At 71.1% G+C, this 14885-nt stretch carries 13 protein-coding genes; 9 read left to right on the forward strand and 4 right to left on the reverse strand.

Features of this window, described 5'->3' with window-relative positions; all coding sequences use genetic code 11:
• Positions 1 to 25: 25 nt before the first annotated feature.
• The 3 genes from ABZ444_RS47590 to ABZ444_RS47600 all read right to left on the reverse strand — a co-directional run bounded on the left by ABZ444_RS47590 (position 26) and on the right by ABZ444_RS47600 (position 4085).
• Positions 26 to 1387, reverse strand: coding sequence for a phenylacetate--CoA ligase family protein (locus ABZ444_RS47590; RefSeq protein ID WP_358011024.1), 1362 nt, complete (start codon positions 1385 to 1387; stop codon positions 26 to 28).
• Positions 1388 to 1974: 587 nt separating this feature from the next.
• Positions 1975 to 2631 (reverse strand): response regulator transcription factor, encoded by a 657-nt coding sequence (locus ABZ444_RS47595; protein WP_357969048.1) that lies wholly within the window; start codon positions 2629 to 2631, stop codon positions 1975 to 1977.
• Positions 2628 to 4085, reverse strand: a complete 1458-nt coding sequence (locus ABZ444_RS47600) for a sensor histidine kinase (RefSeq protein WP_358011026.1) — start codon at positions 4083 to 4085, stop codon at positions 2628 to 2630. Before ABZ444_RS47600 ends, ABZ444_RS47595 begins: the two co-directional genes overlap by 4 nt.
• A 176-nt stretch (positions 4086 to 4261) precedes the next feature.
• Here ABZ444_RS47600 and lon point away from each other — a divergent pair, with 176 nt between their 5' ends.
• Positions 4262 to 6622 carry an endopeptidase La gene (gene lon, locus ABZ444_RS47605; protein WP_358011028.1) on the forward strand — a complete coding sequence of 787 codons (2361 nt, stop codon included), beginning with the start codon at positions 4262 to 4264 and terminating at the stop codon, positions 6620 to 6622.
• A 150-nt stretch (positions 6623 to 6772) separates the two neighbouring features.
• Here the strand turns inward: lon and ABZ444_RS47610 are convergent, their stop codons facing one another.
• Positions 6773 to 7192 carry a helix-turn-helix domain-containing protein gene (locus ABZ444_RS47610; RefSeq protein ID WP_358011031.1) on the reverse strand — a complete coding sequence of 140 codons (420 nt, stop codon included), beginning with the start codon at positions 7190 to 7192 and terminating at the stop codon, positions 6773 to 6775.
• 39 nt (positions 7193 to 7231) lie between these two features.
• Here ABZ444_RS47610 and ABZ444_RS47615 point away from each other — a divergent pair, with 39 nt between their 5' ends.
• The 8 genes from ABZ444_RS47615 (at position 7232) to ABZ444_RS47650 (ending at position 14066) form a co-directional block, all read left to right on the forward strand.
• Positions 7232 to 8044: an SAM-dependent methyltransferase gene (locus ABZ444_RS47615; protein ID WP_358011033.1), complete on the forward strand. Its 813-nt coding sequence runs from the start codon at positions 7232 to 7234 to the stop codon at positions 8042 to 8044.
• Between the two features lie 297 nt (positions 8045 to 8341).
• Positions 8342 to 9304, forward strand: coding sequence for an ATP-binding cassette domain-containing protein (locus ABZ444_RS47620; RefSeq protein ID WP_357969061.1), 963 nt, complete (start codon positions 8342 to 8344; stop codon positions 9302 to 9304).
• A complete protein-coding gene (locus ABZ444_RS47625; protein WP_358011036.1) occupies positions 9301 to 9957 on the forward strand; it encodes a methionine ABC transporter permease in 657 nt (218 codons plus the stop codon). The genes ABZ444_RS47620 and ABZ444_RS47625 overlap by 4 nt, the downstream gene beginning before the upstream one ends.
• 9 nt (positions 9958 to 9966) lie before the next feature.
• Positions 9967 to 10794, forward strand: a complete 828-nt coding sequence (locus ABZ444_RS47630) for a MetQ/NlpA family ABC transporter substrate-binding protein (protein WP_358011039.1) — start codon at positions 9967 to 9969, stop codon at positions 10792 to 10794.
• Between the two features lie 100 nt (positions 10795 to 10894).
• Positions 10895 to 12430 carry an AMP-binding protein gene (locus ABZ444_RS47635; RefSeq protein ID WP_358011041.1) on the forward strand — a complete coding sequence of 512 codons (1536 nt, stop codon included), beginning with the start codon at positions 10895 to 10897 and terminating at the stop codon, positions 12428 to 12430.
• Between the two features lie 107 nt (positions 12431 to 12537).
• Complete coding sequence (locus ABZ444_RS47640) at positions 12538 to 13026, forward strand: DUF5946 family protein (RefSeq protein ID WP_358011044.1); 489 nt, start codon at positions 12538 to 12540, stop codon at positions 13024 to 13026.
• 91 nt (positions 13027 to 13117) lie between these two features.
• The gene (locus tag ABZ444_RS47645; RefSeq protein WP_358011047.1) at positions 13118 to 13384 is read left to right on the forward strand and encodes a hypothetical protein; all 267 of its coding nucleotides are present in this window, start codon (positions 13118 to 13120) and stop codon (positions 13382 to 13384) included.
• Positions 13385 to 13766: 382 nt separating this feature from the next.
• On the forward strand, positions 13767 to 14066 hold the full coding sequence (locus tag ABZ444_RS47650; protein ID WP_358011049.1) for a hypothetical protein: 300 nt from the start codon (positions 13767 to 13769) through the stop codon (positions 14064 to 14066).
• Positions 14067 to 14885: the final 819 nt, after the last annotated feature.

Below are 14885 nucleotides of genomic sequence, written 5' to 3' on the forward strand. Positions count from 1 at the left end.
CGGGTGTACCCGCGCCTGAACCTCCTCAGCGGGTGTACCGGTGCTTGGCCCCGGGCGGGAAGTACTCGGGGTCCCCGGCCTCGCGCAACCGGATGAACGGCATCTGCTGCGCCACCGGCACATAGTTCGCGAACTCGCTGTTCAGCCGCAGGAGCTGGGCCAGGATCGAGGAGCCCACCGCCTGGGCGACCTCTTCGGTGGGCTTCTCACCGGGCATCAGCTCCACCGTGACCGTCAGGTGCCGGTCATGGTCGGCGTCCTCCGCCGCCTCCATCACGAACTTGCCCGTCACCGACCCGCTGACCTCCGGCTGCTCCAGCCCCACCGCGATGTTCTCCGGGTAGACGTTCGCGCCGTAGTAGGACAGCGTGAAATGGCTGCGGCCGAACACGTAGACGAACGGATGGCGCGGGCCGGTGACGTCCGCCCGGAAACCGTGCCGCTCGGCGAACCCCAGCATGCGCTCGTACGGGATCACCCCGCCCTCGTCGGCGATGTGGTACCGGATCAGGGGCACGCCGTTGTCGCCGGAGAACAGCAGCGTGCCCTCGTGCTCCTCGAAGAAGCGCACCCGCGGGTCGTACTGCACCAAGGTCGGCAACCGGGACTCCCCGAACAGCTCCCTGGCCGTGTCCGGGCGACCGGACAGGAAACGGCGCAGCTCGACCGAGAGCGGCGTCTCATTGCCCAGCACTCCGGCGTCTGCGGTGCCGTACAGGGAGGCGATCCCGCGCACCGGGTCGGCGATCCCGGCCCGCTCGGCCACCAGCGTGCGCCACTCCTCGCTGAACACCTCGCCCGCCGTGACCAGCTTGACGTTCCAGTCGGCCCAGGGGAGCGGCTCGGTGTCGATGACGTTCTTCAGGAACGGCGGATAGCCCAGCAGGACCACCTGGTCGAAGTGCGGCGCCAGCTCCGGCAGCACCCGCGCGATCTCCCTGCGGTCGGTGCCCGGCGCGACGACGGTGATCGGGTAGCCGCGTTCGGCCAGGTGCCGACAGCACTCGATGGTGAACAGGCCGCCGACCCAGGTGCCCAGGGCGAAACAGACCACGGCCAGCGTACGGCGTTCGCGGGCCCCGAAGGAGTCCCGGAAGACCTCCTCGAAGCGGGCGGCGATCACCCGCTCGTCCGCCACCGTGCGCGGCCAGAACGACGGCGTCCCCGTCGATCCCGAGGACACGGCGATCATGTCCCCGATCACGCCGTCCCGGCAGAGGTCGGGAAGCGGGTGACGGCGGATGTAGGTGTCCTTGGACGTCATCGGCAGCCGGCCGAAGCGCTCCAGACTGGTGACGCTCGCCGGCTCGACACCGTGCTCGGCCAGGAACGAACGGTAGGCGGGCACGGTGGCGGCCACCTGATGGAAGAGCTCAAGGGGATCCATGGGGTACGCGCGGCCGACCGCCCGCAGCCCTCAGCCCCGGACCGGCCCCCACGCCTCCTCCCTCCAAGAATTGATCGTCTCCAGCCCCCATGGTGACACCACCCCGCATCCCCGCCACCCCTCCCCGCCCAGACCCCCTCCACACGCCGCACCGATGCCGTATGAAGCGCCCCGCCCCGTAAACGCGCCACACGCCCCGCCCCCGCCGCTCCCCGCCCCCCGCCGCTCCCCGCCCCCGCCGCGCCCCCGCTGTACCGCCGTACGCCCGTCCTCGTGAGCGCGGTGTCCCTGGTCCTTCCGGCGGGTTGTGCCTCTCGGTTACGCCGCCCCCGTAGTGTCCCTCGTCCCGCCGTCTCCCTGCTCTTGCGGTTGTACCGCCGTACGCCCCGTCCCCGTGAGCGCGGCGTCTCAGGTGCTTGCCGGCTCGCTGTGTCCCTTGGCCACGCCGGCCCCGTGGCTTCCCCGGACCTCGCCGTGCGCTTGGCGGCACCGTACTCGTACGCTGGGCCCTTGTGGCGTCGTCCCGTGGCGCTCAGCGCTGCCCCCCGCCTCGTGCCCGTGGAGGCGTTGAGGGTTCGGGGGTGGGGTTACTCGCCGGGGCGGACGAGGCCGGTTTCGTAGGCGAAGACGATGGCCTGGGCGCGGTCGCGCAGCCCGAGTTTGGTCAGCACGCGACCCACATGTGTCTTGACCGTCTGCTCGGCCACGAACAGCTTCTGGGCGATCTCCTGGTTGGACATGGCCTGGGCGACCAGGATGAGCACCTCCGTCTCGCGCTCGGTCAGCTCCTCCGGACGCCTCCCCGACGGCGGACGCGGACCGCCCAGCCGGGCGAACTCGTGGATCAGCCGCTTCGTGACGGCCGGCGCGATGAGCGCGTCGCCGGCGGCGACCACGCGGACGGCCTCGGCGAGCTGGGCCGCCGAGGCGTCCTTGAGCAGGAACCCGCTGGCTCCCGCCCGCAGCGCCTCGTAGACGTAGTCGTCGAGGTCGAACGTGGTCAGGATGAGCACCTTCGACGCCGGGCACGCCGCCAGCACCTCCCGGGTCGCCTCCAGCCCGTTCATGACCGGCATGCGCACGTCCATCAGCACCACGTCGGGGCTCAGCGCGACGGCCCGCGTCACGGCCTCACGGCCGTCGGCCGCCTCGCCCACGACCTCGATGTCCGGCTGGCCGCTCAGGAACACGGTGAACCCCGTCCGGACCATCCCCTGGTCGTCGGCGATCAGCACACGGATCACGCGGCGCCCTCCCTCTCCTCGATCGGCGACCCGATCGTCGATCCGGTTACTGACTCGACCTGCGGTTCCATCGGCAACGCGGCGCTCACCTGGTAGCCACCGCCCCGCGTGGGCCCGGCGTCGAGCGTGCCGCCGAGCAGCGCCGCGCGTTCCCGCATGCCCACCAGCCCCTGCCCCGCGCCGGGCGCCGCCGCGGGGGACCGGCCGGGGCCGTTGGTGACGCGCAGGCGCAGCGTGCCGGCGTCAGCGGTGATCTCCACGGCGACGCTCGACCCCGGCGCGTGCCGCATCGCGTTGCTGAGCGACTCCTGCACGATCCGGTACGCCGACAACCCCGCCGCGGGCGACAGCCGCCCGATCGGCCGCCGGTCGACCGCCACGGTCAGCCCCGCGTTGCGGGCGTTGGCCACCAGCTCCTCCAGCCGGTCGAGGCCGGGCTGCGGCGCGGTGTCGGTACGGCCCTCGGGGTCGCGCAGCACGCCGAGGACCTGGCGCAGCTCGTTGATGGCCTCCAGGGACAACGCGCGGATCTCGGCCAGCCCCGCCTCCAGCTGTGACGCGTCGCCCGCGGCCCTGAGCGGCACCGCCTCCGCCTGGATGGCGATCACCGACATGTGGTGGGCCACCACGTCGTGCAGCTCGCGGGCGATGCGGGCGCGCTCCTCCAGCACCGCCTGCGCGCCCTCGGCCTGCCGGGTGCGCCGCTCCTCCTCGACGAGCATGGCCGTGGCGTTGCGCCGGGCGCGCACGTTGTAGCCGAACAGCAGGACGACCATGGCCCCGCCCGCCACCACGGGCATCGAGTTGCCGTCGACGGCCAGGCACAACAGGACGGTGAGGATCCCGGCCCCCAGAGTGATCCGCCGCTCGCAGCGCACGCCCACGGAATAGAGCGCCAGCAGGTACGCCGCCCCCACCGCGACCGGGTAGGGCGCGTAGCCCTCGTCGCGCCCGATCGTGAGGTTGACGCAGACGGCGACGGGGGTCAGCACGGCCGCCGCCCGCCAGGCCGCCAGCGGCCACCGGTTGCGCAGCACCACGGGCAGGCCGGCGGCCAGGGCCCCGAGGACGACGACGCCGCCCCAGAGCGGCGCGGGATCGCCGGGGGTGGCGGCGGCCTGCTCGTTCCACTCCTGGGTCGTGGACAGCGTCACGCCGAACAGCTCCACGCCCAGCAGGAGCTCGGCGATCTGCAGGAGGCTGAACGTCCTGACCCGGACCAGCGACGCCAGCCATCCGGGCACCGGCATCCGCAGCCACCGGGAACGCGGCAGGGCCGGGGGATCGGCGCTGCCCGTCAGCAACGCGAGCGTGAAGGGCCGCAGCACGGCCAGCAAGGCCCGCCACAGCGCCACGGCGAACCGCCCGGCCGCTCCTCCGGACGACTCCGGACGGCCGGTGCGCGCGTCGCCCCGGGAGGCGAGGGGCGCGGAGCGCCGGGCACGGTGATTCACCTGGTCAAGGATACGGAAGGGCGGGCGGCCGGGCGTCAGACCAAGGTCTGATCCTGATGTCACCCTCAGGTATCACTTACAACATTACGATCGCCGTGAGCGAACATCGGCAAGGTTGGGAACAACAGCGCGCTCCAATGAATTGAGTCGGTATAACTCAACCCTTTGGAGTTCGCATGAGTGAGAGCTTGATCCTCCCGGTCCTGCCGCTCGACGACGAGGTCGTCCTGCCGGGGATGGTGGTTCCGCTGGACCTGTCCGACTCCGAGGTGCGTGCTGCGATCGACGCGGCCCGCGCGTCCGGTGGTAACAAGCCGCAGGTCCTCCTAGTTCCCCGGATCGACGGCCGTTACGGCGCCGTCGGCGTGCAGGCCGTGATCGAGCAGGTCGGAAGGTTGCCCGGCGGTGAGCCCGCCGCCGTGGTCCGCGGTGTCAACCGCGTCCGCGTGGGCACCGGCACCACCGGCCCCGGCGCCGCACTGTGGGTCGAGGCCGACACGATCGACACGGTTGCGGCCGGCGAGCGCGCCCAGGAGCTGGCCAAGGAGTACAAGGCCCTGGCCACCACCATCCTGCAGAAGCGCGGCGCCTGGCAGGTCGTCGACCAGGTCAACCAGATCGACGACCCGTCGGTGCTGGCCGACAGCTCCGGCTACACCCCGTGGCTGACCACCGCCCAGAAGGTCGAGCTGCTGGAGGCCGCCGACCCGGCCGACCGCCTGGCCAGGCTGATCGAGTGGTCCCGCGAGCACCTCGCCGAGCTCGACGTCGCCGAGACGATCCGCAAGGACGTCCAGGAGGGCATGGAGAAGCAGCAGCGTGAGTTCCTGCTGCGCCAGCAGCTCGCCGCGGTCCGCAAGGAGCTGAAGGAGCTCAACGGCGACACCGCCGGGAGCGAGGAGGAGGACTACCGGGCCCGCGTCGAGGCCGCCGACCTGCCGGAGAAGGTGCGCGAGGCCGCACTCAAGGAGGTCGACAAGCTGGAGCGCACCTCCGACCAGTCCCCGGAGGGCGGCTGGATCCGCACCTGGCTCGACACGGTGCTCGACATCCCGTGGAACGAGCGTACCGAGGACAACTACGACATCGCGGGTGCGCGGGCCGTGCTCGACGCCGACCACACGGGCCTCGACGACGTCAAGGACCGCATCATCGAGCACCTGGCCGTGCGCAAGCGCCGCCAGGACAAGGGCGTCGGCGTGGTGGGCGGCCGGCGCAGCGGCGCCGTCCTGGCTCTCGCCGGGCCTCCCGGGGTCGGCAAGACGTCCCTGGGCGAGTCGGTGGCCCGCGCGATGGGCCGCAAGTTCGTCCGCGTCGCGCTCGGCGGCGTACGCGACGAGGCCGAGATCCGCGGCCACCGGCGCACCTACGTCGGTGCCCTGCCGGGCCGCGTCGTCCGGGCCATCCGCGAGGCCGGCTCGATGAACCCGGTCGTCCTGCTCGACGAGGTCGACAAGGTCGGCGCCGACTACCGCGGCGACCCCACGGCGGCGCTGCTTGAGGTCCTCGACCCGGCCCAGAACCACACCTTCCGCGACCACTACCTCGAGGTCGAGCTCGACCTGTCCGACGTGCTGTTCCTGGCCACGGCCAACGTGCTGGAGGCCATCCCCGGCCCGCTGCTCGACCGCATGGAGGTCGTCACCCTCGACGGCTACACCGAGGACGAGAAGGTCGCCATCGCCCGTGACCACCTGCTGCCCAGGCAGCTGGAGCTCGCGGGGCTGACCTCCGAGGAGGTGAGGGTCGACGACGGCGCGCTGCGGCGGCTGGCCGGCGAGTACACCCGCGAGGCCGGGGTGCGCTCGCTGGAGCGGGCGGTCGCCAGGATCCTGCGCAAGGTGGCGGCCAAGGACGAGCTGCCCGTCACGGTCGGCCCGGACGACCTGGTCGGCTACATCGGCAGGCCGCGGTTCGTGCCGGAGTCGTCGCTGCCCGAGTCCACCCAGCGCACCTCCGTGCCGGGCGTGGCCACGGGCCTGGCGGTGACCGGGGCCGGCGGCGACGTGCTCTACGTGGAGGCGTCGCTGGCCGACCCGGAGACCGGCGAGACCGGCCTGACCCTGACCGGCCAGCTCGGCGACGTGATGAAGGAGTCGGCCCGGATCGCGCTGTCCTACCTGCGCTCGCACGGCGCGGAGCTGGAGCTGCCGGTCACCGCGCTGAAGGACCGCTCGGTCCACGTGCACTTCCCCGCGGGCGCCGTCCCCAAGGACGGTCCCTCGGCGGGCGTGACGCTGACGACCGCGCTGGCCTCGCTCCTGTCGGGCCGCCAGGTCCGCGCCGACGTGGCCATGACCGGTGAGATCTCGCTGACCGGGCGGGTCCTGCCGATCGGCGGCGTCAAGCAGAAGCTGCTGGCCGCCCACCGTGCGGGCATCACCACGGTGCTCATCCCGGCCCGCAACGAGCCCGACCTGGACGACGTGCCCGCGGAGGTGCGCGACGAGCTGACCATCCACGCGGTCAGCGACGTGCGCGAGGTCCTCGACATCGCGCTGACCCCGGCCGAGGTCGCCTCCACGGTCGCGGCCTGACCCGCGCCCGGCACCGCCCCGCCGCCCCCGGCCTTCCGGGTGCGGCGGGGCGGCTTCATGTACGGGGGTCTGAACAAACCGGCGTGCGGGGGGCTGGAACAAACCGGCGTGTGGGGTTGGAGCGAACCGGCGTACCAGGCCCGCACCGGGTCAGTCGGTGACCAGCAGCGCCTCCAGCTCCTCCAGCAGCGCCACGACCCGGGCCGCGCGCTCGGGGTCGTCGCCCACCGCGGCGCGCACCGCCTCCTCCACCGGCCTGGCCGCCCGGCGGTGGACCGCGGCCAGCGCCGGCTCGGTCAGCGTGACCAGGGTGCGCCGGCCGTCGGCGGGGTCGGGCTCGGTCCTGATGAGGCCGCGCTCGCGCATCCGGGCGACCGAGGCCGACACGTGGCTCTGGACGAAGCCCGTCCTGGCCTGGATCTCGCCGACGGTGCCGCCCGGGTGGCGCAGCACGTCCTCGAAGACGGCCTCCTCGCCGGGGGTGAGGGGCGGGCCCTTGGTCTCGCCGGCCGCCGCCTTCGACAGCTCCACCAGCCGCCGTCCGAGCCTTCGCAGTCGTGCCACGTTCATGGTGGCCGATTGTATCGCTGGAGATGTATCGTCAGCGATATGAATGGGGTGGCGAGAACGGCGGTGGGCGCGGCCTGGTTGCGGGCACGCGAGAGCGAGCGGCCCGACCGGCTGTTCGAGGACCCGTACGCGGGCGCCTTCGTGGCGGCGGCGGACGCCGGGCCGCCGGACGCCGGGCGGGGGAGCGGGGCCGGTGATCTCTTCGGCGACCACCTGGTGTTCAGGACCAGGTTCTTCGACGACCACCTGAGCGGTTCCGGCTGCGACCAGGTCGTCCTGCTGGCCGCAGGGCTCGACGCCCGCGCCTTCCGGCTCGACTGGCCGCCCGGCGCGCGGCTGTTCGAGCTCGACCTGCCCGAGTTGCTGGCGTTCAAGGACGGCGTGCTGCGCGGACTGGCCGCGACGGCGCGGTGCGAGCGCGTCCCGGTACCGGTGGACCTGCGCGAGGACTGGCCGGGCAGCCTGCGCGCGGCCGGGTTCGACCCGGCGCGGCCGACGGCCTGGCTGATCGAGGGCCTGCTGATCTACCTGAGCCCGGCCGAGGCCGGGCGGCTCCTCGACGGCGTCTGCGCGCTGTCGGCGGCGGGCAGCAGGCTCGCCTTCGAGTACGACCCGGCAGCGGCCGCCGTGCTCGCCGAGCGGGCACGCACGATGCCCGAGCTGCGGCGGATCGCCACGCTCTGGAAGGGCGGCCTGGGCGAGGACGCCGTCGCCCGGCTGACGGCCCGCGGCTGGCGGGCGCGTACGGTCCAAGCCTCCACCCTCGCCACCCGGTACGGCCGCCCCGCCCCCCGCGGCGGATTCCTCACCGCGGTACTGAGTGACGCAGATCACCATAAATCCCCGGAATAGGAGTATGTAAAGGCGGTGTTAGCAACGGCGTGAACGAGGCATACGCGAACGACCACCGCGCCCACCGGGACGCCATGTGTTGTCGCATGCGTATGGGGCGAATGCCGGCCCGTTAGAGACCAGATCCCGCCCGTTCTCCTCGAAGGTCACCATGATCCACACCTTTTGCTTCGTGCTGCGCAGGCTGAGTCACCTGCCGTTCCCTCCGGGCAGCCACTAGATCCCACCGCTCCGACGGTGATGTTCGTGTAAGGAAGCGGCCCGCCACCCGGCCGCTCTCACTCGTGGGGAAATTTCGTGATCCAGGCTTCCGGCCTGCGCAAGCAGTACGGCCAGACCGTCGCGCTCGACGGCGTCGACCTGCATGTGCGCGAGGGCGAGATCTACGGCGTGCTCGGCCAGAGCGGCGCCGGCAAGAGCACGCTGCTGCGCTGCGTCAATCTGCTCGAACGCCCCACAGCGGGCACGGTCACCGTCGCCGGGCAGGACCTGACCGCCCTGCCCGGCCGCGAGCTCAACCGCGCCAGGCAGCGCATCGGCATGATCCACCAGCACTTCGCGCTGCTGTCCTCGCGGACGGTGGCCGGCAACGTCGCCTTCCCGCTGGAGGTCATGGGCGTGCCCAGGGCCGAACGGCAGCGGCGCGTGGCCGAGCTGCTCGACCTCGTCGGCCTCCAGGGACGCGGCGGCGACCGCCCCCACCAGCTCTCCGGCGGCCAGAAGCAGCGCGTCGGCATCGCCAGGGCGCTGGCGGGCAACCCGTCGGTGCTGCTGTCGGACGAGGCCACCTCCGCTCTGGACCCGGCCACCACCCAGTCGATCCTCGCCCTGCTCAAGCGGCTCAATGCCGAGCTGGGCCTGACGATCCTGCTCATCACCCACGAGATGAACGTCGTCAAGAGCGTCTGCGACTCGGTCGCCATCATGACCGGCGGCCGCATCGAGGAGTCGGGGGCGATCGCCGACCTCATCAGGACCCCCGGATCCCGCCTGACCAGGGAGATCTTCCCGCTGCCCGAGCCCGCCCCGGCCGGTTCGGTCACGCTCACCTTCACCGGCGACCCGGGGCGGCCGCTGGTCTCGGAGATGGCGCGCAAGTTCGACGTGGACGTCAACATTCTCGGCGGTTCGATCGAGGACCTGGCCGGCGGCTCGGTCGGCCGCCTGCGCGTGGCGCTGACCGGCGCGGAGTCGTCCTCGGCGTTGTCGTTCCTGCGGGAGTCGGGGCTGCTCGTCGAAGTCGCGGGGGAGGCCGCATGACCTGGGAAGAGATCGCGCCGCTACTGTGGCCGGCCACGTGGGAGACCGCCCAGATGGTGGGGTGGGCCACACTGTTCACCGTGCTGTTCGGGCTGCCGCTCGGCGTGGCGCTGGTGGCCTTCGACCGGGACGGGCTGCGCCCGCTGCCGGCGCTGAAGTCCGTGCTGGGGATCGTCGTCAACATCGGGCGGTCGCTGCCGTTCATCGTGCTGATGATCGCGATCATCCCGTTCACCCGGCTCGTCATCGGGACCACGATCGGCACCGCGGCCGTGGTGGTGCCGCTGACCGTGGGGGCCGTGCCGTTCTTCGCCCGGCTGGTCGAGACGGCGCTGCGCGAGGTCGGCACCGACGTCGTCCAGGCCGCGCAGGCCATGGGGGCGAGCCGGACCGCCATCGTGCGCAAGGTCCTGCTGCCCGAGGCGCTGCCGGGCCTGGTGTCGGGGCTGACCGTCACGATCGTCGCGCTCATCGGGTACTCGGCCATGGCGGGCACCGTCGGCGGCGGCGGGCTCGGCGACCTGGCCGTGCGCTACGGCTACCAGCGGTTCGAGACGCTCGTGATGATCGTGACCGTCATCCTGCTCATCGTCATCGTGCAAATTCTGCAGAGTCTGGGCGACTGGGTCGCTCGGCGCATTTCACATAAGTAAGGAAAAATCATGAAGATTCGCTCGATATTGGGTGCTGCCGCACTGTCCCTGTTGCTCGCCGCATGCGGTACGTCGCAGTCCGCGACCACCACTCCCGCAGCCGAGTCGGCCGACACGGTGCTGAAGGTGGGCGCGAGCCCCGTCCCGCACGGCGAGATCCTGAAGTTCGTCAAGGACAACCTGGCCCCGGCCGCCGGGCTGAAGCTGGAGATCGTCGAGTTCACCGACTACGTCCAGCCGAACGTGCAGCTCGACGAGGGCCAGCTGAACGCCAACTTCTTCCAGCACAAGCCCTACCTGGACGACTTCAACGCCTCCAAGGGCACCAAGCTGAGCTTCGCCACCCCGGTGCACCTGGAGCCGCTCGGCCTGTACTCCAAGAAGATCACCTCGCTGTCGGCGCTGGCGGACGGGGCCACCGTGGCCGTCCCCAACGACGCCACGAACCTCGGCCGCTCGCTCAAGCTGCTCGCCGACAACGGCCTGGTCAAGCTCAAGGACGGCGCGGGCACCGCGGCCACCGAGCGCGACGTCACGGACAACCCCAAGAAGCTGCAGTTCAAGCCCCTTGAGGCGGCCCAGCTCCCGCGCTCGCTCGACGACGTGGACGCCGCGGTGATCAACGGCAACTACGCCATCGAGGCCGGGCTCAAGCCCGCGAGCCAGGCGCTGGTGCTGGAGAAGACCGAGGGCAACCCGTACGTCAACGGGCTCGTCGTCCAGGCCGGCCACGAGAAGGACGCCAGCATCGTCACCCTCGGCAAGCTGCTCCAGGACTCGAAGGTCAAGGACTTCATCAAGCAGAAGTACGAGGGCTCGGTGATCCCCGCCGAGTGACCCCGGCGTCGATCGCCCCCGAAGCCGCGGCCCTCCACCGGGGAGCCGCGGCTTCGGCGCGCCCTAGCGCCGCCGCCGATCAACCGAATACTGTTCTAATATGTACCCGGGAGCCATCGCAGCCGTCACCCCCGACAAGCCCGCTGTGATCATGGCGGGCTCCGGGCAGATCCTCACCTACCGCGAGCTCGAAGAGGCGTCCAACCGCCTGGCCCACGCCTTCCGTGCGGCCGGGCTCAAGCCCGGCGACCACGTCGCCTTCATGCTCGCCAACCACCCGCTCTTCCTGGCCATCGCCTGGGCCGCGCACCGCGCGGGCCTGTACTACACGCCGATCAGCTCCCGCCTGCAGACCGACGAACTCGCCTACATCGTGGACAACTGCGGCGCCCGGGTCTTCATCTCCAGCGCGAACCTGTCCGAGGTGGCCACCTCGATCACCGACGCCACGCCGCGGGTGGAGCTGCGGCTCATGCTGGACGGCGTCGCCGAGGGCTTCGCCTCCTACGAGGAGACGGTGGCCGGCTGCCCGGTCACCCCGATCGCCGACGAGTGCCAGGGCGCCGACATGCTCTACTCCTCGGGTACGACCGGCCGTCCGAAGGGCGTCAAGGTGGCCGCCTCGCTGGCGCCGCCGGCCGAGCCGAACACGCTGGTCCGGCTCATCCAGGCGCTGTTCGCGCCGTCGGCCGACAGCGTCTACCTCTCGCCCGCGCCGTTGTACCACGCCGCGCCGCTGCGCTACTGCCTGTCCTTCCAGCGGCTCGGCGCCACGGTGGTGGTGATGGAACGCTTCGACCCCGAGGAGTACCTGCGGCTGGTCGAGCGGTACGGGGTGACGCACTCGCAGCTCGTGCCGACGATGTTCATCAAGATGCTGAAACTGCCGGAAGAGACCCGGAAGAAGTACGACCTGTCGTCGCTGGTCTGCGCCATCCACGCGGCCGCGCCGTGTCCCGTGCCGGTCAAGGAGCAGATGATCTCCTGGTGGGGGCCGGTGATCCACGAGTACTACGCGGGCACCGAGGGCAACGGCTTCCTCTATGTCGGCTCCCAGGACTGGCTGGAGCACAAGGGCACGGTCGGCCGCTCGCTGCTCGGCGTCGTGCACATCTGCGACGAGGAGGGCGAGGACCTGCCGCCGGGCGAGCACGGCACGGTCTACTTCGAGAACGGCGCCCGCTTCGAGTACCACGGCGACCCCGACAAGACCCGCTCGGCGCAGGACCCGAAGGGCCGGGGCTGGACCACCCTCGGCGACATCGGCTACCTCGACGCCGACGGTTTCCTGTACCTCACGGACCGCCGCTCGTACATGATCATCTCGGGTGGGGTGAACATCTACCCGCAGGAGGCCGAGAACGTGCTGGCGGTCCATCCCAAGGTGGCCGACGTGGCCGTGTTCGGCGTACCGGACGAGGAGATGGGGGAGCAGGTCAAGGCCGTGGTCCAGGCGATGACGGCGGCGGAGGCGGGGCCGGCGCTGGAGGCGGAGCTGATCGCGTACTGCCGGGAGCACCTGGCCCACTACAAGTGCCCGAAGTCGGTCGACTTCCGTGACGAGCTCCCGCGCCACCCGACCGGCAAACTCTACAAACGCCTCCTGAGGGACGAATACTGGCCAGCCCGTACCTGACCATCCCGACGAACACCCCGGCGGCCAGCGACGCAAGGGTTCCGCCGGGGCGCCCGGTCAAGGCCGGCGCCTCGACAGCGCCGCTCTGGCCGCCTAGGGTGCAGGCCATGACGGAGCGTCTCACCATGGCTCGGTGCGAGTGCGGCGCGGTCGCCGGACCGCTGGGCACCTGCGTGGACTACTACCACGCCGTCCTGTCCGAGGAGCAGGCCGATCCCGGCATGTACAGGTGGCACGCGCTGGTGGTCTGCGCGTACTTCCTGCAGCATCCGTCCGGGGCGCACCCGAAGTACCTCGACGGCCAGTTCCGCCAGTTGCAGCTCTGCCTGGACCGGGGTCTGGACGCGCTGCTTCGCGTGGGAGCCCGCCAGGTGGCCAGGAACAGGCACGGGGCGCGGCCGGTCCACGACCCGGAGCCGCTGTCGGCGTACGCGCCGCTCCCGCCGGGCGGGCCGCCCCGGCACTTCCGCGCCACCTTCCGCGACCTCCCGGTCCGGGACGGCAGCTTCGTGTCCGACGGCCTTCCGGCCTACGGCCACCGCATCGAGACGATCGCCGAAGCCACGGTGGAGTCCTGGAGATCCCTCCAGACCTGACCGCGCCAGGCGGAGGCCGCGGCTCCTCGTTAGCGGATCGTGGACCCGACAGCTATCGGATCTTGATCTCGGGATGGCAGCCTCTCGACCCGTGACCTCTTCAGCGGGTGAGCACGCCGACGACCATGTCCCCGTCCAGGTTCCTGTCCTCACGGCGTCCGACAGGGGTGACGGCGACCCCGCCTCGACGGTGCGCACGACCGGCACCGTCGCCATCTGCCTGGGCTTGGCACTGTCGGTGCTCACCATCGCCGTGCCGTGGCAGGGCGTGCCCACCACGTGGCTGCTCGTCCATCTGGTGATCGCCCTGGGCGGCTTCGCCCTGCGCATCGAAGCGGCCGTCCGCGCCCGCCGCTGACCGGACCTGCCGGTGTACGAAGACCACACGGAGCCCCAGAAAGGGGTCATGCGCCAGGCATAAGTCTGGCCCGTGAGCAGCGCAGATAAGGTGTAAGTGAGTCGTCTCACAGAGTTCCGATCACCGCCTTAACCAGCTCTTGCAGGCCTGGCATCCACATGCGAACGCCAGTCTGGGCAGGCCGTCTCTCGCCCGCATACAGAACACTTAGACGGCCAGGACGCGATCCGGCGGAACTTCAAGACCCAGGGCTACGGCCTCCTGATACGGCACCTGCTGCGCTGACCGGAACCGCTGCACATGCGAAGAAGGCCCTCACTCGGCGGCAACCGGGTGAGGGCTCTTCCATCCAAGACACCTACTCTCCAGGAGTCCTGAACCAATGCACGACCTTTCGATCGCCCTCCCCGGCTGGCCAGCCGTATCCAACAGACCGCGCAAACCGAAGCTGACGGCGGCCAAGAAGCTCGCCGCGCGCGCCCAGGTCGCCGCCGACGTCCGCGCCTACGACACCAACCCCGACGTCATCGCCTACAAGGTCGAGCGCATGCGCGCCCGCGTCGACCGGCTCATGTGGGCCGGCATCATTGCGGGCCTCGCTTCACCGCCGCCAACGTCCAGCAGTTCGCCGGCCGGTGGATCCGCGTCACCAAGTGGATCGCCCTGCTTCTCACCTACCTGATGAACACGTGGAGCTCCTGGGCTGCCGGGGACTCGGCCGCGATCCTGCTCCACAGCGTGCCGCCCGCGATCGTGTTCGCGGCCGGCCGCCGAGGCGATCACCACGCTCAAGCACCAGATCACCGAGGCCGTACATCGGGCGTACGAGCAGGCCGCCGTACGGGCCGACACTGCGCCTCTCCCCGGAACCCGTACGGGGCCCGAACGGCGGCAGCTCGTGATCCGTACGGTTCCCCGTACCGAGGCGTCGCCCGTTCGGCCCGCCGCCCACGTACGGACCGTACGGCGCGTCTTCTCCTACCGGCCCGGAATCGACCGTACGGGCCCCGTACAGCCTGCCGAGAGAGAGCCGTTCGTAGCCGAGCTGCGTGAGATCCTGGCCGCGGCCGAGCGAGGCGAGACGTGGGGCCCCGATTATGAGGCGCTGATGGCGCGGTCGGGGCGCCGCCGGTCGTGGCGTGAGAAGGCCGTACGGGCCGCCCGTACGGCACTGTCGCCACTACTCGCGACAGTACGGCGTCTCACTCTTGTCACGTCCCATCCCCCAAGTATCTGGGAGCTCCTAAGTGCTCAGACGCCTGCTCGTGTCCGCCGCCCTCGCCGGGTCCGCCAAGGTCACGAGCACGCGCTAGGTCGAGCGACCCGTACTGGCGGTGGCGTCGAGCCTGAGCTTGCACAACACGAAGAAGCCGCCCTCCTCGCACGGGAGGGCGGCTTCCGCTTGATCTAGAGGCAACGCCGTTCAGTTAAGGGAGAGGGCGGTTGGTCAAGACCGGTGAACAAAACAGCGGAGCCGCTGTAGAAGAGGTCTGTCACTCCA

Source organism: Nonomuraea sp. NPDC005730, from assembly GCF_040630865.1.
GTDB lineage: Bacteria > Actinomycetota > Actinomycetes > Streptosporangiales > Streptosporangiaceae > Nonomuraea.